General features: G+C 49.1%; 15 protein-coding genes, 6 pseudogenes and 1 riboswitch. Of the genes and pseudogenes, 11 read left to right on the forward strand and 10 right to left on the reverse strand.

Annotated features, from left to right (window positions below; translation table 11 throughout):
• Window positions 1-93 precede the first annotated feature (93 nt).
• From JCM11969_RS02980 to scrK, 3 genes and pseudogenes are all read right to left on the reverse strand, one after another.
• Complete coding sequence (locus JCM11969_RS02980; protein WP_054708051.1) at window positions 94-669, reverse strand: hypothetical protein; 576 nt, start codon at window positions 667-669, stop codon at window positions 94-96.
• A 38-nt stretch (window positions 670-707) separates the two neighbouring features.
• A complete protein-coding gene (locus tag JCM11969_RS02985; RefSeq protein WP_054708053.1) occupies window positions 708-1,241 on the reverse strand; it encodes a hypothetical protein in 534 nt (177 codons plus the stop codon).
• A 286-nt stretch (window positions 1,242-1,527) separates the two neighbouring features.
• Window positions 1,528-2,402 (reverse strand): annotated as a pseudogene (gene scrK, locus JCM11969_RS02990) (fructokinase ScrK).
• A 242-nt stretch (window positions 2,403-2,644) separates the two neighbouring features.
• Between scrK and JCM11969_RS02995 the strand changes: the two are divergent.
• Complete coding sequence (locus JCM11969_RS02995; protein WP_054708056.1) at window positions 2,645-3,631, forward strand: LacI family DNA-binding transcriptional regulator; 987 nt, start codon at window positions 2,645-2,647, stop codon at window positions 3,629-3,631.
• A gap of 206 nt (window positions 3,632-3,837) precedes the next feature.
• Here JCM11969_RS02995 and carB read toward each other — a convergent pair.
• The 3 genes and pseudogenes from carB to JCM11969_RS18180 form a co-directional block, all read right to left on the reverse strand.
• A pseudogene (carB, locus tag JCM11969_RS03000) lies at window positions 3,838-6,906 on the reverse strand (carbamoyl-phosphate synthase large subunit).
• A complete protein-coding gene (locus JCM11969_RS03005; protein WP_054708059.1) occupies window positions 6,906-7,976 on the reverse strand; it encodes a carbamoyl phosphate synthase small subunit in 1,071 nt (356 codons plus the stop codon). Before JCM11969_RS03005 ends, carB begins: the two are co-directional and overlap by 1 nt.
• 885 nt (window positions 7,977-8,861) lie before the next feature.
• Window positions 8,862-9,008 carry a hypothetical protein gene (locus JCM11969_RS18180; protein ID WP_169790392.1) on the reverse strand — a complete coding sequence of 49 codons (147 nt, stop codon included), beginning with the start codon at window positions 9,006-9,008 and terminating at the stop codon, window positions 8,862-8,864.
• A 160-nt stretch (window positions 9,009-9,168) separates the two neighbouring features.
• Between JCM11969_RS18180 and JCM11969_RS03010 the strand changes: the two genes are divergently transcribed.
• Window positions 9,169-9,399, forward strand: coding sequence for a P8 family protein (locus tag JCM11969_RS03010; protein WP_054708062.1), 231 nt, complete (start codon window positions 9,169-9,171; stop codon window positions 9,397-9,399).
• Between the two features lie 104 nt (window positions 9,400-9,503).
• Here JCM11969_RS03010 and JCM11969_RS03015 read toward each other — a convergent pair whose 3' ends face one another.
• Window positions 9,504-10,019, reverse strand: coding sequence for a TetR/AcrR family transcriptional regulator (locus JCM11969_RS03015; protein WP_054708065.1), 516 nt, complete (start codon window positions 10,017-10,019; stop codon window positions 9,504-9,506).
• Between the two features lie 130 nt (window positions 10,020-10,149).
• Here JCM11969_RS03015 and JCM11969_RS03020 point away from each other — a divergent pair, with 130 nt between their 5' ends.
• Window positions 10,150-11,067 (forward strand): NAD-dependent epimerase/dehydratase family protein, encoded by a 918-nt coding sequence (locus JCM11969_RS03020; protein ID WP_054708079.1) that lies wholly within the window; start codon window positions 10,150-10,152, stop codon window positions 11,065-11,067.
• Window positions 11,068-11,145: 78 nt separating this feature from the next.
• Here the strand turns inward: JCM11969_RS03020 and JCM11969_RS03025 are convergent, their stop codons facing one another.
• A complete protein-coding gene (locus tag JCM11969_RS03025; protein ID WP_054708082.1) occupies window positions 11,146-11,544 on the reverse strand; it encodes a glycine cleavage system H family protein in 399 nt (132 codons plus the stop codon).
• Between the two features lie 204 nt (window positions 11,545-11,748).
• On the opposite strand from JCM11969_RS03025, the gene lplA reads away from it, so the two are divergent.
• Together lplA and JCM11969_RS03035 are read left to right on the forward strand one after the other, a co-directional pair.
• Window positions 11,749-12,789 (forward strand): lipoate--protein ligase, encoded by a 1,041-nt coding sequence (gene lplA, locus JCM11969_RS03030; RefSeq protein WP_054708085.1) that lies wholly within the window; start codon window positions 11,749-11,751, stop codon window positions 12,787-12,789.
• Between the two features lie 15 nt (window positions 12,790-12,804).
• A complete protein-coding gene (locus tag JCM11969_RS03035; RefSeq protein ID WP_054708089.1) occupies window positions 12,805-13,104 on the forward strand; it encodes a DUF7671 family protein in 300 nt (99 codons plus the stop codon).
• A 583-nt stretch (window positions 13,105-13,687) separates the two neighbouring features.
• Here the strand turns inward: JCM11969_RS03035 and dapF are convergent.
• Together dapF and JCM11969_RS03045 are read right to left on the reverse strand one after the other, a co-directional pair.
• Window positions 13,688-14,698, reverse strand: coding sequence for a diaminopimelate epimerase (dapF, locus tag JCM11969_RS03040; RefSeq protein WP_054708095.1), 1,011 nt, complete (start codon window positions 14,696-14,698; stop codon window positions 13,688-13,690).
• A 91-nt stretch (window positions 14,699-14,789) separates the two neighbouring features.
• Entirely contained in the window at window positions 14,790-16,163 is a 1,374-nt protein-coding gene (locus JCM11969_RS03045; RefSeq protein ID WP_054708098.1) for an aspartate kinase, read from the reverse strand.
• Between the two features lie 1,014 nt (window positions 16,164-17,177).
• A riboswitch (Lysine riboswitch) is annotated at window positions 17,178-17,358 on the forward strand.
• A 122-nt stretch (window positions 17,359-17,480) separates the two neighbouring features.
• On the opposite strand from JCM11969_RS03045, the pseudogene lysA reads away from it, so the two are divergent.
• The 6 genes and pseudogenes from lysA (at window position 17,481) to JCM11969_RS03075 (ending at window position 24,227) form a co-directional block, all read left to right on the forward strand.
• Window positions 17,481-18,793 (forward strand): annotated as a pseudogene (gene lysA, locus JCM11969_RS03050) (diaminopimelate decarboxylase).
• 42 nt (window positions 18,794-18,835) lie between these two features.
• Window positions 18,836-19,546 carry a 2,3,4,5-tetrahydropyridine-2,6-dicarboxylate N-acetyltransferase gene (gene dapD / locus JCM11969_RS03055; RefSeq protein ID WP_054708101.1) on the forward strand — a complete coding sequence of 237 codons (711 nt, stop codon included), beginning with the start codon at window positions 18,836-18,838 and terminating at the stop codon, window positions 19,544-19,546.
• A gap of 4 nt (window positions 19,547-19,550) precedes the next feature.
• Window positions 19,551-20,701, forward strand: a pseudogene (locus JCM11969_RS03060) (N-acetyldiaminopimelate deacetylase).
• 39 nt (window positions 20,702-20,740) lie between these two features.
• A pseudogene (dapA, locus tag JCM11969_RS03065) lies at window positions 20,741-21,660 on the forward strand (4-hydroxy-tetrahydrodipicolinate synthase).
• A 2-nt stretch (window positions 21,661-21,662) separates the two neighbouring features.
• A complete protein-coding gene (gene dapB, locus JCM11969_RS03070; protein ID WP_054708104.1) occupies window positions 21,663-22,445 on the forward strand; it encodes a 4-hydroxy-tetrahydrodipicolinate reductase in 783 nt (260 codons plus the stop codon).
• 583 nt (window positions 22,446-23,028) lie between these two features.
• Window positions 23,029-24,227, forward strand: a pseudogene (locus JCM11969_RS03075) (aminotransferase class I/II-fold pyridoxal phosphate-dependent enzyme).
• The last annotated feature ends 45 nt before the right edge of the window (window positions 24,228-24,272 follow it).

Consider the following 24,272-nt stretch of genomic DNA (forward strand, 5'->3'; position numbering starts at 1 on the left):
CCTGTCCAGTGAAGGCCAGTTGGCGCCTCAACGTAATCACGCTTAAAATAGCCTCTGAGGACGAATCGGGGATATCAAACGTATCTAATAGGATCAAACTGACTGGGCTGTGAGGTACCCGGTATTTGCCGTAGAAGGCAGGCTCGCTTGTTTGTGGCCGAATTTGGCTGGCAGAAGCATGACGATTTCGTAAATTGGATGCTGCAACGTTTGAGAGCACCTGGTCAACGCGGTAGCCGTTTTCGTATCGGGCAAATCCGGAGTTGTCATCGTGGTTGCCTGGGTGATGAAGAATGGGGTGTCACTGGTTTTGAGTGCAGTAACTGCCCGGTCGATGTCTAAAATCGTGCGATCGAGCGTTTGAACGCCATCGTTGAGGTCACCGTTAGCAACCAGGGCATCCAGTCCGTAGTTTTTGGCGAAATAACTTAGTGCCTTAAGGTCATGCAATGTGTTAGCGGATTGCGCGGTGTTGTAGCTATCAAGATGGGTGTCATTGATCAGGCCAATGACAACGGTGTCTGAAGCAGCAACCTGGGCAATTTTGGCGGCTAACTGATCGAACCCGGTTTTTTCATCGGTGGTGGGTACTAAGGATTGACGCGGGTCTTCAGTAGTTGTGATGGTTTCTGGATGCGTGTAAGTCCAGGGCTCAATTAAACGGGTCACGCCTTTCGACCCGGTCTTTTCGCGACCCCAATACTCGGCTATTCCTGCAACGTAGCGGATAAAGGGACATACCCGTTACCACCCTCAGCATGCGAAATTTCTAGCCAGCCATGGTGAGCAGTGCGGTATTTGGCGACATATGGGAGCGTCGCACCACGTTTAAAGGTTCGGCTGACTGGCGCATTGAAATCAGGTGCGCTGTGTTCGGCAAGGGTCTTACGAGTCACTCGAAATAGTCCGTTCATTGCGTATCGATGGCCGACAACAGGCGTTTGATTTGGCACCTGCGAGACAGTGGGGTCACTGTCGGCACCAAACACGGTGTTGGTTGTCAGATCAGCCGTTGGCAGATAAGTCCCCTCAGTTGTCTTGACGTATCGGTAGTGACCAGTGGTGACGTGGTTAACGTAGTGCACAAGTGTGCCGGCCGGCAACGTTTGCGGTGGGGTGGCCAACGCGGTCCATTCCGGCGCGGTGCGGATCATCAGCGATTGCGCCAGAATAAAGGTGTGGTCGTCTGGATAGGGCGTGTGCCCACCGTGGTTGTGTTGGTTAAAGGGTTGGTCGCTCATTTCATCGGTCCTTTGCGTGTGATTTAAGGCCCAATATAGCGCGTTTCGATTAGGTTGTCTAGAAGACCGTACAAAAAAAACGACATATAAAATAGCAACACTAATCCCCTGCAAACATCTCCAGAGTAGGCGCTGGTGCACGTTATCCACGTTCCATCTGAAACGCTTCAGCGTGATAGCCAAAAAAGGTGCGGGAATCAAACATCGATTCCCGCACCAGACCGTTGAAAGTCATCCTAGTTATTTAATTAGGATCAAATATAAACTATAGGGTCAACCACTGTGATTAATGATTAACCGCATTAAACGCCAAGGCAAAGTTCCCAACCGTTGCGGATCCGTTATGTTCACGAGTGGCATTGTCAGATAATCAGCCAGCTCGCCAACATCGAGGTACCCATTCATCAAGGTCTTAAATTGGTCACGTACTTTATCCAAAAATGCCTCACTCATGACGCCACCGCCAAAAACGATTTTAGCAGGACGCATGACCAAAGTGGTCTGCAAGGCTGCTTGGGCAATGTAGTAGGCCATAATATCCCACACGTGGTCGGTCAGTGGCACATCGGCACCCTTGTTGCCGGTCCGCGCTTCAAAGGTTGGTCCGGCAACAAGGCCTTCGAGACAGTCGCCGTGGTAGGGGCAAATTCCTTTAAAGTCGAGGTCATCAGGATGGCGCTTCAACCGCACATGGCCCATTTCCGGATGTCCAAGTTCGCCGACAAACTTCCCGTCGATCACGGTTCCCGCCCCGACGCCGGTACCAATCGTATAGTAGGTCAGTGAATCGATTCGCTCGTTATATAGAACGGACATCACGTATTCACCATAGGCCGAGCCGTTCACGTCGGTCGTCCAAACAATTGGCAGATCAAAGTCCTGTTTGAGTCTGCCCAAGAAGTCGACATTGGACCAGTTGGGTTTGGGGGTTGCCGTAATGAACCCATATTTTGGCGCATTTTTACGAATTTCAATGGGGCCAAACGACGCAATTGAAATGGCCTTTAAGTCCGGAAACTGTTTAAAGTAATCGACCGTCTGTTGCAAAGTTTCCACCGGCGTTGTGGTTGGAAATTGCACCTGATCTTCAATTTGATAATTTTCGTTGCCCACAGCACAGACAAACTTTGTGCCACCGGCTTCGATGCTTCCTAGGCGCATCGGTGCCACCACCCTTGCTTGTATTTTTGGAACCGTTTTCGTTACCACTATCATAGCATGTCTTCTAAGAAATCAGGGTGTAAATTAACGGTTTAAATATGACCTTAACGCTGATTTAGCGCTGTAGACGGGCAATGTAATCGATTGTATTTTTGAACTCGTTTTAGCGCGACACCCATAGCGTACGCGAGAGGACTCCGCTATAATCAAAGCAAATGGGACATGAGAAGGTGGGTGACATAATGGCTGACAACAAGAAGGTCACAATTCGTGAGCTGGCCAAAAGGGCGGGCGTTTCTGAAGCAACCGTCTCTAGGGCGCTCAACGATAGTCCGCGGGTCAAACCAGCAACGAAGCACAAAATTCAGCAGTTAGCTAAGACACTGGGCTACCGTCCTAATTTGCTAGCGCGTAGTATGCGAACCAACCAGTCGAAAACGATTGGCGTCATCATTTCCAATATTGCGAATCCCTTTTTCACCGCAGTTGTTCGTGCCATTGAGGATGAGGCCGCGACGCTGAACTACCGAACCATCGTCATCAATACGGATGAGAACCCGGGCACTGAACGACAGGCCATTGAGATGCTGCAGGGCTACATGGTCAGCAGGTTTATTATCGCTAGTACCCGTCGCGGTGTGGATTATCATCTACTATTGGGTCGAACACCGGCCATTTTTATTGATCGTTTGCCGAACAATAATGGCGACTACGATACGCTGTTGGTCAATAATGCGGATGGCGCAAAACAGGTCGTTAATGCGTTAATTGCGCAGGGGGCTACCCGAATCGGCGTCATTTCCAGCAGCGTCTCCACGGCGGGTCAGGAACGATTGGCCGGGTACCGGATGGCGCTGCAGGAAAATCGCATTGCGGTCGACGAGAATATTATTAAATGCAGTGACGTCCAAATGAGACGGGTGCGACGGTACACCAGCAATCTACTGATCAATCAGGCCTGTGATGGGCTGTTTACGGCAGACAACGAAATTTTTTTAGCCGCTATGGCGGAAATTACGGCGAGGAATTTAACTGGCCTCAAATTAGGCACGTTCGACAATGCACCATGGTTTGACTTCTTAGCGCTTCCGGTGACTGCTGTTCAACAGCCTACTGTGGAAATGGGCACCCGGGCTGTTCAGCGCTTGGTTGCCCGAATTAACGGGTCAGATAAGTTGGATGAACCCGAGCTGATTCGTTTGTCAGTTAAATTAGTGAAACGTAACTGAAAAACGGTCTTTCCAATGTTAAAAGATTCAAATAGAACCAGCATGTCGTTATGTTCCACCATCCGGCCCCACTACACGGCCTTCCCAAATTGCGGAATGAAACGGCCTGCTACCTAATAAAGGAAAGGCTCTTAAAAAAGCAACGCCTCGATTCACCAACCAGTGGAATCGAGGCGTTGCTTTGCTTTAATATCTAACACACAAGATTAAGCCTGCTTCGTCAGCGGCGCCTTCACAAGGGAAGCGGCCGTGTCTTGAGCAGTGAAAAGGGTGACCTGGTGGCTCAGTGCCTTGGCAGCGAGCTGTTTAGAAGTCGGCGTCTCGTCTTCAGTTGCGAGGACGAAGGCGACGTTATCTGGCCAGTCTTGGTCAAGCTGGTAGACGGTGTGCGGATAGCCGCTGTCTTCCAATCCAGCCATCAACTCCGTGTTTTCAGCATCGTGCGCACTGACCAGAATGGGGCCCGTGACACTGCTGTCGAAGTGGTAGCTGTCAAAGAAGGCCTTGTGCAGCGCCTCATCCAACGTTTTACCGTGACCGAGGTCTTCACCGGTGGATTTCATTTCAGGGCTTAAGGCTGTCGGCGCGTCAGGCAGTTTGGCAAACGAGAAGACGGGTGCCTTGACGTAGACCTGGTCGGGTTCGGGGTACAATCCCGGTTCCAGATCAAGGTCTGCCAGCGATTTGCCAACGATCAACTGGGTTGCGAGTTGTGCAGGTGCAAATGGGTAATCTTACTCATAAACGGCACGGTCCGTGATGCCCGCGGGTTCACGTCGATGACGTAAGGTTTGTCCGCCATAATAAACTGAATGTTCATCATGCCGACACAGTGAACGGCGGTGCCGATTTCCGTGGCAATTTTAACGATTTCGGCCTTCTGAGCGTCGTTTAAATGCTGTGGCGGATACATGGCAATCGAATCGCCGGAGTGCACGCCAGCGCCTTCCAAATGTTCCATGATGCCCGGAATGAAGACGTCCTTACCATCGCTCAAGATATCGACTTCACATTCGATTCCCGTAATGTCCTTGTCGACCAAAATGGGTTCGCCATGACTGTTCTTGAGGGCGGGAACCAGATAGTCATCGAGTTCTTCTTGAGTGTGGACTACGGCCATGCCCTTGCCGCCAAGGACAAAGCTCGGCCGTACTAAAACGGGGTAGCCCAGGTTGTCGGCAATGGCGTGCGCGTCGTCTAAACTGAGCGCCGTGTCGCCGGCTGGATGGTCGATGCCTTTTTCAATCAAAAGTTGTTCGAAATCGTGACGGTTTTCCGTCATTTCGATACCTTTCATGGAAGTGCCAAGAATCTTAACACCCTTGTCGACCAACTGTTGGGTGAGGTTGATGGCCGTTTGACCACCGAATTGCACGATCACGCCCATTGGCTTTTCCAAATTGATAACGTTCATGACGCTATCAATGGTCAGGGGTTCAAAGTACAACTTGTCAGAAATTGAGAAGTCCGTTGAAACCGTCTCGGGGTTGTTGTTAATAATAATGGCGTTGTAACCAGCGGCCTGAATGGCCTTTACAGAGTGGACGGTTGTGTAGTCAAATTCCACACCCTGGCCAATTCTGATGGGGCCAGCACCGATAACCACAATACTGTTGCCCAGCGGTTCGCTTTCGTTCTCGTCGCCGATGGTGCTGTAGAAGTACGGTGTGGCGCTGTCAAATTCGGCGGCACAGGTGTCGACCATCTTGTAAACGATCTTTTGATCGGCCATTTCATGGAGCTGTGCCAACTCGTGGTCGGTGATTTCCCGCACGGCCTTGATCATGGTATCGCTGAAGCCCAGCTTAGCAGCCCGCGTCAGCAGGTCAGCCGTCAGCATCCGCGTCATCAGCCGCTTTTGCATGTCCATAATGTGGGCGAGCTTTGATAGGAAGAATTCGTCGATCAGGGTGGCATCGTGCAGTTGCTCGATCGTGGCGCCCTTAGCGATGGCGGCGAAGAGTTCAAATAACCGAATGTCGGTGTCAGTGCCAACTGTGGCGAGGAACTCTTCAAGTGATTTGCCCTGAGCATCCTCTGGCAGCAAGGTGTTTTGCATGTTGGCGTTCAATTCTAGGGATTGGACGGCCTTTAAGAGCGACTCTTCGATGTTGGTCCCAATGGCCATGACTTCACCAGTGGCCTTCATTTGGGTGCCCAGAACCCGGTCGGCGTTGTAGAATTTATCAAACGCAAAACGGGGGATCTTAGCCACCACGTAGTCCAGTGTTGGTTCAAACATGGCGTAGGTCGTTTGGGTGATCGGGTTGATGATCTCATCAAGGTTCAAGCCAACGGCAATTTTTGCGGCAATCTTAGCGATCGGATAACCCGTGGCCTTTGACGCAAGGGCAGATGACCGGCTAACACGCGGGTTCACTTCAATGACGAAATAGTGCTTGCTGTTCGGATCTTGAGCGAGCTGAACGTTACAGCCACCCTCGATCTTTAACGCGTTAACGATGGTCAGTGAAGCATCCCGTAACCGTTGATATTCCCGGTCTGTCAGCGTTTGCGTTGGAGCAAACACAATGGAGTCGCCAGTGTGGACACCGACAGGATCGAAGTTTTCCATCCCCGTAACGATGATGGATGAGCCGTTGTGGTCACGCATCACTTCAAATTCAATTTCTTTGTAGCCGGCGATGCTCTTTTCAATGAGGCATTCTGTTTCGGGTGACATGGTCAGCCCACGAGTCAAAATGGTGGTCATTTCATCGTCGTCCTTGGCGATCCCGCCGCCGGTTCCGCCAAGCGTGTATGCTGGCCGAATAATAACTGGGTAGCCGATCTCATGGGCGAAATCTAACCCGGATTGTAAGTCGTAGACGGTGAGCGATGCTGGAATCGGTTGGTTTAATTCGTGCATCAGGTCTTTGAATTCTTCCCGGTCTTCAGCTTGGTTGATGGTGTGCAGGTTCGTGCCCAACAACTCAATGTTCAGGTCGTCTAATACCCCGGTCTTAGCGAGTTCAACGGCCAGGTTAAGCCCAGTCTGACCACCTAAAGTTGGCAGGATGGCGTCTGGTTGTTCCTTCTTAAGAATCTCAGTGACACTGGCAACCGTCAGCGGTTCGAGGTAAACCTTATCAGCTGTCTCGTCATCGGTCATAATGGTGGCGGGGTTGGAGTTGATCAGGACCGTTTCGTAGCCCTCTTCCTTTAAGCTTAAACAAGCCTGGCTGCCAGCATAGTCAAATTCAGCGGCTTGGCCGATAACGATTGGACCAGAGCCCAAGATCACAATTTTTTTTAATATCAGTTCTTTTTGGCATTATTTCGTCTCCCCGTTAGTGTGCGCGTTCATCAGATCAATGAATTGGTTAAACAAGCGATTTGCTTCGTGAGGGCCAGGTGCGGCTTCCGGATGGTACTGAACGGAAAACACTGGTCGTCCCGGATATCGCAGGCCTTCGCAGGTCTTATCATTGATCTCAACGGCGGTCACTTCTAACGGGGTGTCGTTAACGGAGTCGACGTCAACGGCATAACCGTGGTTCTGAGAGGTAATCACAACTTCATTGGTCAGTAGGTTCTTGACTGGGTGGTTGATGCCCCGGTGACCGAAGACCATTTTATAGGTCCGAGCACCGTTTGCCAGTCCTAATAATTGGTGGCCAAGGCAGATACCAAACAGCGGGTAGTGGTCCTGTAACTCACGGATAACGGGCAGAAAGGCCTCGTAGTCCTCGGGGTCGCCAGGGCCGTTGGACAGCAGCACACCAGTTGGGTGTAACTGTTCAATGTCCTTAAAACTTGCGTCTGGGGTAACGATGGTGACGTTGCAGCCCAGTTTTTGCAAGGAGTTGACGATGTTTGACTTGACCCCGAAGTCGACAAGGACAACGTGGTCAGGATGTTCGTCTTGGGGCGTCGTGAAGGTGGCCGATTTAACAACCTGTTCAACGGACTGGCTCGTGTTGAGCTGACTGTCAGCGAGTGGCTGGTTGGTTAAACTGGCCTTCATGGTCCCATGTTTGCGGATGATCTTGGTCAATTTCCGCGTATCGATTCCCGTAATCCCTGGAACGCCAGCCTTATCAAGGAAGTCGTTCAGGCTCATCACGCTTTGGTAATGAAAAACCGTTGATGCAAGTTCATGCATGACAACGGCCGATGCGGCCACTGCGGGTGATTGATTCGCATTTAGCGAAATACCGTAGTTGCCGATTAGGGGATAGGTAAATGTAATGATCTGGTTGGTATATGATGGGTCGGTGAGGGTCTCTTGGTAGCCGGTCATACTTGTTGTAAAGACCAGTTCGCCCTTGATTTCCTTGCACAGGGCACCGCAAGCATTCCCTACGAACACGTCGCCATTCTCAAGTGTTAGATATTTTTTCATTTAATAGCCTCCTGAATTTCCGCCTCACGGGACAGTGTTAATTGCTTTTTGTATAAGATAAGAGAATTATGAGAAGATGTCAAGCTCGTTTATACATAAAATTAGCTAAATATAGATTAATATACAATTTTTAGCTAAAATACGCATTTATATAAAACGTCTTTCATCATTCTCTCATGTCACAAAAAGGGTGGTGCGAGAAACTGGTAACCGTTTCAAACAGTGTGGCTATTACATTCATGAAAATTCAAATATTTACGAAAACGTGTATACATAACTAAATATATGCATAAATCGTATATACAAAAATTTTTTTGTGAATATTGGCCATCTAACGGTCACTTGATCCCAGATCATCAATTAGTTTAAAGGGAAATCGTGAACATTACTAGGGTAAATTACGACATTGTTTAATAAATTAGTGACTATTTTGACGTAAAACGATTTAATTAATCGTATTTTGTAATCATTTTTGTTAATTTTAATTTTCGAGTTTTATTTACAGATAAATCGCCATTGATATCTATTAGGCTTGATAGCGGATTCGATTAGGGTTGAAAGATCGTTGTATCAGATTGTTGCGTAGTTGATGCTCATTCAACTGGTTAAGCCAGCAGGATAATTGTGCTGGATAATGCACAATAGAAAACACTAAACGGGATAGCTATGAATGAAAAATGTATAATAACTAACAATCACTCATAAGATTGCAGACCTACTTTTGGATCATCTGGTGTGATGAATGTTTCAACATACAGTCACGTCAGCGTAGTGGCACCGGGCGGAAGCAATCATCAATGTAAGAAACTTCAACATAATGTAGGGACAAAAAAAGCACTCAGAACAGCTGTCCTGAGTGCTTCCGTTAATTACGAGGTAGACTAATTAGTTGTTGCCCTGTAACTTTTCAGCTTCATCGTCAATAGTGGCGAAGCCTGACTTCGTTGACTTTGGCTTTGGGTGCTTTGCGCGCTCTTCCTCGGCTTTTTCGATCATAGCTTTACGTTCTTCTTTGCTCAATTTGTTTGACATATGATCACGCTCCCTTTTACTAATTAAAATGTTAGCGTTTTAACTAACACGTTCATCTTAGCACTCTTTTTGGAGATTGTTAAAAAAACATCCGGATAATCAAATGATTTACCATTTCGTAAGAAACGACCTACACTAGACCTGTTAGGAGGAATTCAAAATGGCAAAAACAGTAGATGAAACACAGTTTATTGATTATCAAATGAGTGACGCCTTTGATTGGAGCGACAGTGAGATGCCGGTCCGCGACGCCATTTGGGATTACCTGATGGAAAAGAACGGTCACGACACATTGAAGACAGAGGCCGATATGACCCCATTCATGACAATGGCTGAGACTGACGTTCGCGACTTTGTCGACAAGAATCTCAAGACCGTTTCCAGTAAGTAGGCCTTCTAATGTACCGCTTACCCAACCAATGAAACAGGGCTGAAAGGCACTGTCAAATAATAAAGCAGGCAACCAAACACTTTATTGCGTTTGGTTGCCTGTTTTTAGTTGGTGGCTAAGTGCTTGGCACCCTGATTAAAGATGTCGTCTAACTTATCATAATCGGTAAAGATATTAAACTTCTGGTTAGTCCGTTGGATCCAGCGCGGAATTGCGTTGACCCGGCCGATGAAGAAGCACTTATCTAATTCACTGATTTCAGTGCGTTGGTCGATCAGGCGTTCCACGAAGAAATCAAAGAAGGCACTCACAAATTCCGTGTCGTGTGCTTGGTACTGAATCATATTCTTTAGACTAGATCCCTTGATCTGCGCGAGCATTCGAAACGGGTGTTCATACAAGGTGCTCGTGTCGATGGCGTCCTGGTCCAAGACACCCTGAAAGACAGTTTCGAGCAGCTCATACTTGTCCGTGAAATGAACGTAGAAGGTTGAGCGGTTAATAAATGCGGCGGCCGCGATGTCGTTTACCGTGATCTTCGTAAATTGTTTTTGTTGCATCAATGCGTTAAACCCGTTGAGAATCATAGCCCGGGTGCGTTTTGTACGTAAGTCTGTCATAAGCGTTTCCCCACAATTTTAGATAGTGTCTATTAACACAATAACCTCTGATAATCGTGCATTGTCTTGTTAATCTATGGTGTTAGTATAGCAATATTCCAAAAATAAACAAGATATCGAGGCAATTAAAATGACAACAGTATTTATGACAGGTGCAACAGGTTACGTTGGCAGCAAGGCCGCAGCAGAATTAGTTGAAAAGGGCTATAACGTTCGGGCATTGACGCACTCTGATAAGGGTGCAGAAAAATTAACACAACAGGGCATCACTGCTGTTAAGGGTGACCTCGAAGATAACGCATTGTTAACAACTGAAGCCAAGAACGCGGATGCCGTTTTACACTTGGGCATGGGTGTCACTGAACACTACAACACGTTTGAAGGGATTTCTGACCTAGACAGCCAGAATATTCACGCCTTTGGTGATGGTGTGAAGGGGACCACGAAGCCCGTTATTGTGACTCACGGGACGGCGTCAATGATGCCTGGGCAGTTCTTTACGGAAAACGACCATGCGGATGCGGGCTTCCCAAGCCGGTCACCACGGCTTTCAGAAGTGGCTGCCCGCGAACTGTTAGCAGACGGCATCAACGCTTACGTTGTCCGGTTGGCACCGTCCGTTCATGGTGAAGGTGATGACGACCATGGTTTTATCCCGCAACTAGTTACCGAATCTCAGAAGCAGGGTTATGTCATCAACTACAACGGTGGTGAAAACCGCTGGACCGCTGTTAACGTACTGGATGCTGGTCATCTCTATGTGTTGGCCCTAGAATACGCTTTGAACGGCGATGACAACGACAAGAAGCTGCACTTTTTCAACGCCAACGATGAAGAACAGCTCAAGATGCGTGTGGTTGTCAAGAAGATCAGCGATGGCTTAAACATCCCCGTTAAGGAAGAACATGCTGATCCAGAAAAGCTGGACTTTTCACACCAGCTCTTTGCCATGGACATTCCAGCTTCAAGCAAGCTGACTCGTGAAACGCTGAAGTGGACACCAACCCATGATGATCTATTGACCGATATGGCACGGTATTTCAAGTAATTGCGACACTAGATTATATCAAAAAAGCGCCTCAAAATTCCGATTGGAGTTTCGGGGCGTTTTTTTTGTATCCTGCAGTTAATGTGCAACCTTAATATCGACTAACCAGTTATCCTGGTTACTGCGGTTCTGTAAGTCATCAGTGGCCTTCAACAGGTCGTTGTTGCGCGCAATGATCCTTCCGGTTACAGGCGCCTTCAGCGTTTCAACGGCCTTGTCACCCTCGAGTTCGATCAGGTCATCGCCGGATTCAATCGCATCGTCAGGGTTTGAAAAATCCATGAACGACACGCCGCCAATGTCTTGGTAGGCAAACGGGGTCAGCCCCACGCGGACAACACCTGGTTGCAGTTCCTGGTACCAGACACCATCCTTTTCTTCGGGATCAAAGGCTGGCTGTTTCGACGTGGTACTGCCGCCAAATAGTGTTTTAATGCTGGTCATCAAACGCGTCCAAAATGAGGGTCTTGCTGCCATAGTTATCGCTCCATTCGTAAAAGATCTTATCTTGAGTATACCGAGTTTTCACAATAAAAGAAAGCGGTTATCATTGAGTGGCGAACAACGCAAAAAACCAGTAGAATAGAGATGAGACAGGAACGTCGGCTATTGGGCGACGCAACTCATGCTGCTATGTGAATTGTCAGCCGCCTAAAACTCAAAATAAAGGGGAACACTGCTATGTTCTTAATTGATACTAGTCGCGATGGCAAGCCGATCTACGACCCCATTGTGAACCAATCCTTAGATAACTATTTGATCAATGATTTAAAACTGCCCGGTCACGGGTTGATCATGTACATTAACGACCCATCCGTCATTGTCGGTGTGAACCAGAATATCTTTGCGGAAGTCAACGTACCGTATCTGCGGGCGAACAACGTTGCGTTAGTGCGCCGATCCTCTGGTGGCGGCGCCGTTTACCATGACCGCGGTAATTTGATTTTTGAAAATATCGTGGTGGGTGATACGGATGATGGCGCAAAGTGGGGCGACTACAAAGTCTTTGCTGATCCCATTTTGGACGCTTTGCACGCCCTTGGCGCCAACGATGCTGAGCTCCGTGGTCACAGTGACCTGGTTGTCAACGACCACAAGTTCACTGGGATGACGATGGTTAAATCCGGTGATGCGTTTGCTGCCGGCGGGACGTTGATGTTTGATATGAATCTCGACGCTGCCAGTCAGGCGTTGCACCCGGTGGAAGACCGGATCAACGGTAAGTGGGTCAAGTCAAACCGCAGCAATATCGAAAACATCAAGTCCCATTTGGCGCCTGAATATCAATCGTTGACGCCGGACGACTTTCGCGAGCAGCTCTTACTAAAATTGTTCAACGTTGACAAGCTGACAGACATTGAAACGTACCACCTGACCGATAAGGACTGGGCCGTTATTGACCAGCGTTTGGCAGAAAAGTACAATACCACGGATTGGAACTACGGTGAAAATCCAGGCTTTAACCGCTATCGGTTTGTGGCACTGGAACAGGGCGACCTGGGTGTCAACATGATGGTTGAAGGCAGTTTGATCACTAAGGTAGCCGTTTATGGGACCGCCTTGGATGAAAAAATTGCGCACAAACTGGAAGGCCAGTTAACGGACACCAGTGTGAACTTGGCAGAACTACAGAATAAGTTAAGCAAGCGGTGGCTGAAGAAGGCCATCGGTGAAGACGGCATTGCCGTATTAGCAAAAGAATTGTCGATTGAGCGACAGTAAAGGAAGTTTAACTAGTTGAAGGCAAAGTACAAGGTTGAAGAATATATCGGCGTGCCCGTGGAGCAGGACCAAAGCGGCCACTACGTCATTAAGGATAAGGATTTTTCGCTGCACTCGTGGCGAACTGGACGGCATACAAAAGGCAAGTTTAAACAGCTGGGTCAGGTCTTTTTGACCGAAAACAGTTTGATGGTCGCGGTCATTGACATGAAACCTGTGGCGTATAAGGACCGCCATGAGATTACGCCAATGGCGCGGTTTACTAGTGAAGTGGTTTCGGAGGAGATGTTGGCATTGGGAAGGACCAAGTTATAGAGAGTGGACGGTTTGTAGGTAACCAGTCCGTTCCATTCCGCAATTTGGCACTCCGCCATAGTGGCTCGCGATGAAGCTAATTCAGCTGTCGCGGTGCGCCATCTGAATGGATCTTCATCGTCTCGCACATCAGTAACCGACCACAGTACGGTCGCTAACTGATGTCGACACCATGGCTCCGTGCCAAATTGCTCCATTCCACTGACAATGAACGACGATATCAAACTAGTTAAGGATTGAAAGACAGTCAAAGGCCAGTTGGTAGAGAATCCGCCCTCGACTGTTAGCATATCCATTAACTGGCTTGCTTCATATGATGCTCAAGTGAACAGTAATGATGACCTAGCTTCTTTCGTACCGCATACGTAGACTGGTAGTACATGTTGATTTTTACCAGGATGTAGCTTAGAGGAGCCGTTCGGCATTGCAGCCGAAGCGACCCCACCTCAGCCTGCAGGGCCAAACGGCGTAACGAAGCGACACGTCAACACTATTTAACTCACCAGACAGTTAAAAGATTCAAACCACAACAAAAAAGGCGTCATCCAAAACTGGATGGCCCCTTTTTTTAATATAAACAGGTTTACTTCTTCACCTCAACCGCAGAAACAGTTGGCAGCCCATCCACAAAGTTCAAATAGGCCGCTTCCTCGTCAGTTTCAGTAACATCAGTCGTTTCAACGGTCACATTAGCGTGGTGTAGATCAGCCTCGTCAACATCAATGACGTGCGTTTGAGTGGCGTTACCGATTAAATCAATGTAGTACCGGTCAGCGTCCTTGTGCACCTTAGTTTTAACCATGCCGCCGGGATTGTAAACGGTAATTGGGTCGTCAAAATGGCCGAGGTTCGGGTGGACCATCGCGAAAGCCAGTGAAGTGGCTGACATACCGGTGCCACAGGCGTTGGTAAAGCCAACACCACGTTCAAAGGTTCGGACAAAGAGTTGGTTAGGCCCAAGAATCTGCGCAAAGCTAACGTTGACGCCATCCGTAAAGTATTCGTTTGGCTTGTTCAACATGGTTCCTAATTTCCCAAGGTCATCGTTGTTGATCTCTTCTTCATCAACAAAACTGATGAGGTGTGGATTGGGCACTGCGATGGCCGTGAAGTTCAGACCAGGTAAGAAGGCCGGCACTGGCGAGTCGATCAGCGGCTGGTCGCCCAAGTTTTCAAATGGAAAGGCACTTGGATTAAAACGCACCGGTGAAATTTCAACACTAAAGGCGGGGACGTTGGCTGCTAAGTCGCTTTGTCGACTGACCTGCAGATCCGCTTGTAACGTTTCGACCTTGAATTGGTTGGTGTGATGTTTTTCAGCGAGATATCGGGAAACGGTTCGCAGACCGTTGCCGCACATGGAGGCTTCGCTGCCGTCTGCGTTGATCACACGCATTTGACCCAGAACGTTGTCGTGGGTCGACTCATCAACGACTAGCACGCCATCGGCACCATTCAGGATGCCGGTCGCAGGATCGGTGACCTGTTGTGCGAGAGCGGTCAACTCTGCGTCATTTAATTTTTCAGAAAGGGTGGTTTGGTCGAGTAGAAAAAAATGGTTTTCAGAACCATGCACCTTGCGTAATTGCACCATGTAGAAGTCTCCTTGTTGGGTTAAGTGAATTAATAGAATTGCAGTTATTGTATCAGGCTGGTTGTCAAAAGTCGCGTGGATTGACTAAAACTTAATCGTTCGCAACGGCGTGTTTGGTAAAAAACTCGTCATAGATGCATTTTACAGCTTCATCCGCATCAGCTTGACGCGTGCCCAGCATGATTGAAATGCGGGACGCCCCTTGATTGATCATGTGGACGCCAATATTGTGGGCGGCCAGCGGTTCGATAATGTGCTCTGTGACACCGATCTGGTTACGCATGCCTTCACCGACAATCATGATGATGGCGTAATCGTTGATCCATTCGATGGTGTCGGGATGCAACGCCTCTTGAATATCATGGCACATGGCGTGGATCGTTTCGGTGTCTAGCTGCGTCTTATCAAAAATAACAGTCAGGTCGTCGATTCCCGAGGGCATGTGTTCGTAGGAAACGTTGTATTTGTACAGCACCTGCAGAAGCTTGAGCGTAAAGCCGACTTCCTTGTTCAACAGGTAGCGGTGCAGGTAAAGTGCCGCAAAACGATTTGAGCTCGCCACGCCCGTAATGGTTTGGGTAGGTTCAAAGTCTTTCTCGGGCACAATCAGAGTTCCCGGTAAGTCTGGCTGGTTGGTGTTCTTGACGTTGATCGGAATCTGGCCTTCAATCGCGGGAATAATGGCTTCGTCGTGGAAGACGGAAAAACCAGCGTAGGAAAGTTCTCGCATTTCGCGATAGGTCATCCGAGAGATGGCTTGCGGATGCGCAATGATCTTAGGGTTAGCCGCATAAATGGCGTTCACATCGGTAAAGTTTTCGTACCGGTCAGCGTGAAGACCGCGGGCAATGATTGCCCCCGTGATATCGGAGCCACCGCGAGAGAAGGTGGCAATTTGGCCGTTCTTTGTAAAGCCAAAGAAACCAGGGAAAATTAATTTCTCATCCCCGTAACTCAAGCGGTCAAGGTTGTCGTAGGTTTCAGGCAAGACTGTTGCGTTGTTCGGTTCATCGCTGACAATGAGGCCGCATTCCTTCGGGTCGACAAAACGTGCCTTGATACCCAGGTTATTGAGCACGGTAGCCATAAGCCGGGCGTTGAGCCGCTCGCCATGAGCCTTGAAGGCGGCCATGAGATAGTCGTCGTTGGGGTAGATGTGGTGGGGTAAATTAACGATGGCCTCTTTGATCGGTGTCATTTCTTCAGCAGGCACGTTGAAGTACGTGCCGATGGCCTGATACCGCGCAGAAATTTGTGCCACGATCTCAGAGTAGTCCTTGTGCGCAATCGTTAATGTTGCATATTTGATTAAAAGGTCCGTCACCTTAATGTCGGTATCGTGACGTTTACCAGGAGCCGAGGTAACCACCACCTGGCGCGCTGGATCTGACTTAATGATATCAATTACCTTTTCAAACTGGGGGCCATCCGCAAGCGAACTCCCACCAAACTTAACGATCTTCACATCAATACACTCCTCAATTCGTAACACCTGAGTTCTCAGTTATCACTATTTGTTAATAATTAAATCGAATTCTAACTTTTTTTAAGTGGTTGTGCAACTGTCTTTATTTTAGTTTGCGGTTCAAAATGATTCGCTTAGATAGTAATAACTATTTTTATCATGTTATTTAAGTGACGTTTTTTATGAGAGTCCGTTGCATTCCGTAATTTGGCACTCCGCATAGTAGCTCGCGATGAAGCTAATTCAGCTGTCGCGATGCGCCATCTGAATGGATCTCCATCGACTCGCACATCAGTAACCGACCAAGAAACGGTCGCTAACTGATGTCGACACCATGGCTCCGTGCCAAATTACTCCATTCCACTAACAATGAACGACGATATCAAACTAGTTAAGGATTGAAAGACAGTCAAAGCCAGTTGGTAGAGAATCCGCCTCGACTGCAGGACAGTCATACGGAGCGACTCTTCGAATACTGAATAAGGGTAACCCTAATCCTTCGAAATAACGGGATTTATGCATAACATGAGGGCGAATAGACTGAATTGGACAGATGAATTTGCAAGTTTAAAGTAGCATTAACATACCATCAATCTTTGAGGACTCGCTCAAATTGACTACCTGACCAGTCAAGGGCGGATTCATATCAAACTGGGGTTAATGCTTTTTTGATATTCAATGACTTTATGCGAGAAGCACTCTGTAGCGTAACGGAACGGGGTGGCATTGCGGAATGGTGTGTCGATGGTTGTTAGCGAGGGTCCTTTCCTCGCTTATAACCATGGGAGACGGAGGAGATCCACTTTCGTTGACCGCCAGGGGCGGGCAATGAAAGTTAGCTCCGGAGCGACCCACACCATGGAGCAGGGCCACCCCGTGGAGTGAAGCGACAATAGAAAACAAACCCAAAAGGTTTGCGATTTCAAAGGATATTGGACAAAATATAAGCGCTTAATGTGAAAGATTGGTTAAAAGGGGGTTGACTATCTGAAAGAATCATTATAATATCTTTAGTAAATCGAAGAGGTTGCGACCAATAAGAGTCGGTTAGTCGAGTTTCTGTATGGATGTTGACACTAACTTAAAGGGGCGGTCGCCGAAGCGCTGATAGCATACAGCTATCAGTTAGCTGGGACGTTGTTGAATAAATGACGGACTGTCGCGAGCTACGTGCTCGCGGGGCGCTATCGAACTGATACCAAATGAATCTTGTGATCGAACTATTTTGGGGTCCTTTTGTTTAGCGTAAACAAAAGGGCCCTTTTTTGATGCAAATTGGCCGCAGCCCACGATAAAAACTATTTGGAGGTCACAGGAATGAGTGAACAAGTATCAAACCAACAGATTAACGATGCAGGACATTTAACCATCGGCGGCGTGGATGCACTGGAATTAGCTCAGCAATACCAAACGCCGTTAGCAGTGTACGATGTGTCAAAGATTCGCGACCAGATCCGCCGGTTTAAATCCGTGTTTGAGGACAACGGCGTCGACTACGCTGTGACCTATGCCAGTAAGGCGTTCGCAACCATTGCCATGTATCAAGTGGTCGACCAAGAAGGCGCCCACATCGACGTGGTGTCAGGCGGCGAACTTTACACAGCCTTGCAAGCGCACTTTCCGGCCGCTAACATCAGTTCCATGGCAACAACAAGTCCTATGATGAACTTGAAATGGCCATTGAAAATCACGTCGGTACCATTGTGCTGGATAACTTCCATGAAATTGAGCAACTCAGTGACGTGTTGGAGAAACACGATGCCAGCGTTCAGGTTATGATGCGCATCACCCCAGGGATTTACGCCCACACCCACGAATACATTCAAACGGGTCAGGAGGATTCCAAGTTTGGCTTTGACCTTAAAACAGGCTTGGCAGACAAGGCCTTGCAACAGGTGCTTGCGAACAAGCGGATGAACATGATCGGGATTCACGCCCACATCGGTTCCCAAATTTTTGAACTGAACGGCTTCCAAATGGCAGCTGAAAAATTAGTTGACATTGCTGCCGAATGGCACACCAAGTGTGGGTATCAACCACAGGTAATCAACGTGGGTGGCGGCTTCGGCATTCGCTACACCAAGGATGACAATCCGTTAGCACCCGAAGCGTTTGTCGATGCCATCGTCAAGACAATCAAACAAAGTGCCGCCGATAAGGGATTAACGATGCCAGCGGTTTGGATCGAACCGGGCCGTTCAATTGCCGGTCCTGCCGGTTACACCCTTTACACAGTGGGCGGACGCAAGGATGTTGACGGTCTGACCTCGTATCTGACGGTTGACGGCGGCATGGGCGATAACATCCGTCCCGCGCTGTATCAAGCGGAATACGAAGCCGTTTTGGCTAGTGATCCGTTCGCGAAGACGACCGAAACGGTGCACCTGGCCGGTAAGTACTGTGAGTCAGGCGATATCCTGATCGACCAAGCACACCTGCCAGCCACCAAGCCGGGTGACGTGCTCGCCATGTTGGATACCGGTGCTTACGGTTACTCGATGGCCTCCAACTACAACCGAAATGGTCGGCCAGCCGTTGTGTTTGTCGAAAATGGCAAGTCGCAGGTTGTTGTTAAACGTGAGTCTTACGCTGATATGACGCGGTTAGACCAATCCTACGATCCTGAATAAACTAAAAAAACTTCCTATTATAATTGAGAAAGAGGTATTTAAATGGCAACCCTAGACGCACAAGCAATTATTGATTTTATTGGTAACGCCGACAAGAAGACGCCGGTGAAGGTTTATATCAAAGGCGACCTTGACCAGCTGACCGTCCCCTCAAGCATCAAAGCGTACGTGGAAACAAGGACGGGTGTGTTATTCGGCGATTGGGCTGACATCAAGCCCTTCTTAAAGGATAACCAATCCCAGATCACCGACTACGATATTGAAAATGACACGCGTAACTCCGCCGTTCCATTATTAGATATGAAGGAAATCAACGCGCGTATCGAACCTGGCGCCATCATCCGTGACCAAGTGCTGATCGGCGACAATGCCGTCATCATGATGGGGGCGATCATCAACATCGGTGCTGAAATCGGGGCCGATACAATGATCGACATGGGCGCCGTGCTTGGTGGCCGGGCCATCGTTGGCAAACACGCCCACATTGGTGCCGGAACCGTCCTTGCCGGGGTCGTGGAACCCGCTTCCGCTCAGCCCGTTCGCGTTGACGATAACGTGTTGATCGGGGCAAACGCTGTTGTGATCGAAGGCGTCCACGTCGGTGAAGGTGCAGTTGTTGCGGCCGGCGCCGTTGTGACGAAGGACGTTGCTCCGCACACGATGGTTGCTGGGGTTCCTGCTCAATTTATTAAGAACGTTGATGACCAGACCGAATCTAAGACCGGCCTGGAAGACGATTTAAGAAAGATGTGATTACATGCCTGTACTAACAGAAGAAAGTCTCATTCAGATTCGGCGTGACCTGCACGCCATGCCAGAGTTAGCCCTCAATGAAGTCCGAACCGAAGCTTATTTGGAGAAAGTCATCAGTGGCTTTAACCAGGCGCATTTGACGGTCAAACACATTGCGGACCTGCCGACTGCCCTGTTAGTACGGGTGGCTGGCAGTCATCCTAAACGCACTTTAGGATACCGCACCGACATTGATGCGCTGCCAGTCAGTGAAAAAACAGGCTTACCGTTTGCGTCAAAGAATCCCGGTGTCATGCACGCTTGCGGCCATGACATCCATATGACGGTTGCGTTGGGTGTCCTGAGTTATTTTTCAGAACATCAGCCGACTGACAACATGATCTTCTTTTTCCAACCCGCTGAAGAAAGTAAGAATGGCGGGAAATTGGCATACGAACTTGGCGTGTTAGAAGGCGAGTGGCGGCCGGATGAATTTTATGGGTTGCACGACAATCCTGATTTGCCTGCTGGCGCGATTGGCTGTCGGATGGGGACGTTGTTTGCCGGCACCACCGAGGTCAACATCGACCTGGAAGGCAAGGGCGGCCACGCGGCTACCCGCAAGATGCCAACGACATGGTGGTGGCTGCGGCGCAACTGATCGGCCAAGTGCAAACCATCATTTCCCGCAGTATTGATCCCATCGAAGGCGGCGTGATCACGTTAGGCAAGATGGAAGCGGGCACGATCCGCAACGTCATTGCCGGCCACGCTCACATTGAAGGCACCATTCGTGGCCTGACCCAAACGATGATTCAAAAAATCGACCAGCGCCTGCAAGAAGTCGGCGCCGGCATCGCAAAGAGTTTCAATGCGCAGGTGACCGTCACCTTGAACCAGGGTGGGTACCTGCCAGTAGAAAATGACCCAGAACTGACCCGTCGTTTCATCACGTATATGAAGCAAAACGACGACGTCACCTTTATTGAAACGGAACCCGCCATGACCGGTGAGGACTTCGGCTACCTATTATCGAAGATTCCTGGCACCATGTTCTGGCTCGGGGTGGAAGACGACTCCCAGTTGCATTCCGCCACGTTGAACCCAGATGAATCTGCAATTGCAAAAGGCATCACCGGTATTACAGGGTTTCTAGAATCCCGAATGGCTGACTAATTTGCACCCGACAGTTAAAGTAGAAAGAGGAGAACGACTATGACTAAATTGAATAACATCGATTTAATGACCGCCATCATTACCCCGTTTGACGGCAACGATAACATTGATTACACCAGTCTGGAACGCTTAACGAACCACTTATTTGAGACGGGCAGCCGCGGGTTCGTCATCGGCGGGACCACGGGCGAAACGCCGACGCTGACCCACGATGAAAAGATCGACCTCTACACGCGTTTGCGCAAATCGTAAACGGTCGCGGTCCAGTCATTGCCGGTACTGGCAGCAACAATACCCGCGAGACTGCTGAATTAACGCGCGAAGTCTCCCAGATCGCCGGCGTTGATTACATGTTGGTCGTTGTGCCCTACTACAACAAGCCAAACCAACGCGGGATGATCGCCCACTTTACCACGGTTGCGGACGCGTCCGAGAAGCCGTTGATCATTTACAATATTCCGGGGCGGACTGGTGTGACAATGGCAAATGAGACCATTATCGAATTGTCGAAGAATCCAAACATTGCGGGTGTTAAGCAATGCACGTCAATTGAAGATATTGAATATCTGGTTGAACACACGGCGCCCGGGTTCAGCGTGTACTCTGGCGAAGACGCACAAGCCCTCGCTGCAAAGACGGTGGGCGGTGCCGGTGTTATTTCCGTAGCGGCCCACATCTACGGCGCTGAAATGCGCAAGATGTATGATGCCATTGAATCAGGCGACGTTGCTACAGCGGGTCAACTGCAACGTCAGCTAACCCCAAAGATGGCCGCCTTATTCGTGTTCCCATCACCGTCACCCGTCAAGGCCGTTTTAAATGCGCAGGGCTTCGAAGTCGGCAGCAGCCGGATGCCCGTTTTACCATTGAACGATCCTGAAAAGCGGGAACTGGCCGTTGCTTTAGGGCTTGACCAGGACGCACTGTTACACGAAGTTTCGCAAGAGTTAGGAGTATAGCCATGACCACAAAAGTGTTAGTTGCTGGATTTACCGGCGCGATGGGACAAAAGGCAGTCAATTTGGTCAACGAGAGTGATGGATTTGTCCTCACAGCTGTTTTCGCGGCGGGATTAACGTCCACGACACCTGCAGACTACGACTTGCCCGCCAACGTTGCGGTGTTTAGCAGCCTAGCTGATATTGAGACGGATGCTGAGATCTGGATCGACTTTACATTGCCAAGCGCGGTATACGCAGACACGACCTTTGCCATTGAACACGGCATTCATCCGGTAATCGGGACGACCGGTTTAACGGATGATCAGGAGACTGAACTGCAGGCACTGTCAAAAGAAAAGGGACTGGGCGGCATTATCGCGCCAAACTTTGGGATGTCGGCGGTCTTATTGATGAAGTTTGCAAAGGAGGCTGCGGCCTACTTCCCAGACGTTGAGATCATTGAAATGCACCACGGTGACAAGGCGGATGCTCCATCCGGAACGGCGCTGAGTACTGCTAAGTTGATCGACGAAGTTCGGCCGGCGCACAAACAGGGCAACGAAAACGAGACTGAAACGTTAGCCAATGTCCGCGGCGGCGATTACAACGGTATTCGGATCCACGCGGTACGGTTGCCAGGTTATCTCGCCCACGAACAGGTCCTCTTTGGCGGCCCAGGTGAAGCCCTGACCATTCGCCAAGATTCTTTTGACCGCAGCTCGTTTATGACCGGCGTGAAAGTCGCAATCGACAAAGTCAGTGGGCTTTCTGAATTGGTGATTGGGTTGGAAAACGTGCTTTAAACAAAAATAACAAGAAAAAGCGAGAGCACGCAATTCGCCTTGAACTGGATGTCTTTCGCTTTTTTTGACCAAAAATTTTACTGATTTCACCAGGGTAAGTTGTTTTTCTCAGGCAACTTAGTGTTAGCGCATGATGGTGAAATGATGAAGATGATTGAACAATAATGTGTTAATGAAGTGGTTTTCAACATGTCGTACATGCCACAACGTGTACAATTAGACACTATTGCGCAAGTTAAGCTTTCGTGAGCACCACTATGCGTGATAATTTCATATGGTGATTGCTATAAGTATCGTAGCGTAGTGGAGTCGTTCGGAATTGCAGGCTGTGGTGTCGGTGATCGTTAGCGACTGTTCTTTAGTCGGTTACGACCACGGGAGACGTAGGAGATCCTTGAATTTCTGCTAAGACATTCAATAACTCCCCAAAGCGACCCACTTCAGCCTGCAGGGCCGAGCGACGCAACGGAGTGGCAGTTCGAGACATGTTACGGCAATATAGTCTCTATCGATGACTAAACTTGCTCTAAATGCTCTAATTGAATTATAATGTTCTCAATATCTTAAGGATGGTGGATGTGTGATGCCAAAATTGGCGAGTGAGTTATCGGGACAGGTTAATGAACGCCTGAACCAAGTTGGGCCATCGGGAATCCGCGAGTTTGACCTGCGAATTTCATCGGTACCCGACATTATTAAATTAACATTAGGTGAACCGGATATGAATACGCCGGAACACGTCAAAGAAGCTGCAATCAAAAGTATTCAAGCCAATGATTCCCACTATTCTGCACAAAAAGGCACCATTGAATTGCGTCGCGCAATTAGCGGTTACCTGAAGAAAAGTCAGAATTTAGACTATGATCCAGAAACAGAAATTATCGCGACTGTCGGGGCAACCGAAGCCGTTACGGCAACGTTTCTCTCAATGCTGAACCCGGGCGATAAGGTCATTATTCCCACGCCGGCGTTTGCGCTGTATTTCCCACTGGTGACGATTGCTGGCGCAGAATTGATCATGGTCGATACCTCAAAGGACGGGTTTATCCTGACGCCGGAGAGCTTGGAAGCCGTTTTAAAGAAGGAGGGTCCCGCCGTCAAAGCGGTCCTGCTGAACTACCCGGGGAATCCAACTGGTGTGGAATACCCAGAGGAAACGATTGAGGCGCTCGCAGACGTCATTCGCGAACATCACATGTACGTTATTGCGGATGAGATCTACTGTGAATTGACGTATGGTGTCGATCACTTTTCAATTGCCAAGATCCTGCCAGAGCGAACCGTCCTGATCAACGGTCTGTCTAAATCGCACGCCATGACTGGCTGGCGGATGGGCTACATTGCCGCACCAGCAGAATTTACGGCGAACGCTACGAAGATGCACGCTTCATGGTGACGTCACCGTCGAACCCCGCCCAGGCTGCAGCTACTGAAGCGCTGACCAACGGGTTGGATGATCCCGTTGCCATGCGGAAAATTTACCAGAAACGGCGTGACTTCGTTGAGGCTGCGATTAAGGATATGGGTCTTGACATGGCAACGCCGTCCGGTGCGTTTTACGCATTCGTCAAGATTCCTGAAGCCTTTGGAACCGACGATGTGCGCTTTGCTGAAACGTTAGCGAAGGAAGCTAAGGTCGGCGGCGTACCAGGCAGTGCGTTTGGTGCTGGCGGCGAAGGCTACATCCGCTTCTCCTACGCCGCTTCAGATGAAAACCTGCATGAAGCCATGAAACGGTTGAAGAACTACGTGGCATCACTAACGACAAGTCAGGTTGATTGATTTTAAAACAAAAACCTGTAACAATATGACAAACAAATTCTCTGA

The sequence above is a fragment of the Secundilactobacillus paracollinoides DSM 15502 = JCM 11969 genome (genome assembly GCF_001311135.1).
GTDB classification, from domain to species: domain Bacteria; phylum Bacillota; class Bacilli; order Lactobacillales; family Lactobacillaceae; genus Secundilactobacillus; species Secundilactobacillus paracollinoides.

Bases quoted from the DNA above. Each gene is read 5' to 3' on its own strand.
- JCM11969_RS02985 (WP_054708053.1), bottom strand. From the start codon at position 1,241: ATGAGCGACCAACCCTTTAACCAACACAACCACGGTGGGCACACGCCC.
- JCM11969_RS02995 (WP_054708056.1), top strand. From the start codon at position 2,645: ATGGCTGACAACAAGAAGGTCACAATTCGTGAGCTGGCCAAAAGGGCG.
- JCM11969_RS03005 (WP_054708059.1), bottom strand. From the start codon at position 7,976: ATGAAAAAATATCTAACACTTGAGAATGGCGACGTGTTCGTAGGGAAT.
- JCM11969_RS18180 (WP_169790392.1), bottom strand. From the start codon at position 9,008: ATGTCAAACAAATTGAGCAAAGAAGAACGTAAAGCTATGATCGAAAAA.
- JCM11969_RS03010 (WP_054708062.1), top strand. From the start codon at position 9,169: ATGGCAAAAACAGTAGATGAAACACAGTTTATTGATTATCAAATGAGT.
- JCM11969_RS03015 (WP_054708065.1), bottom strand. From the start codon at position 10,019: ATGACAGACTTACGTACAAAACGCACCCGGGCTATGATTCTCAACGGG.
- JCM11969_RS03020 (WP_054708079.1), top strand. From the start codon at position 10,150: ATGACAACAGTATTTATGACAGGTGCAACAGGTTACGTTGGCAGCAAG.
- JCM11969_RS03025 (WP_054708082.1), bottom strand. From the start codon at position 11,544: ATGGCAGCAAGACCCTCATTTTGGACGCGTTTGATGACCAGCATTAAA.
- lplA (WP_054708085.1), top strand. From the start codon at position 11,749: ATGTTCTTAATTGATACTAGTCGCGATGGCAAGCCGATCTACGACCCC.
- dapF (WP_054708095.1), bottom strand. From the start codon at position 14,698: ATGGTGCAATTACGCAAGGTGCATGGTTCTGAAAACCATTTTTTTCTA.
- dapD (WP_054708101.1), top strand. From the start codon at position 18,836: ATGGCAACCCTAGACGCACAAGCAATTATTGATTTTATTGGTAACGCC.
- dapB (WP_054708104.1), top strand. From the start codon at position 21,663: ATGACCACAAAAGTGTTAGTTGCTGGATTTACCGGCGCGATGGGACAA.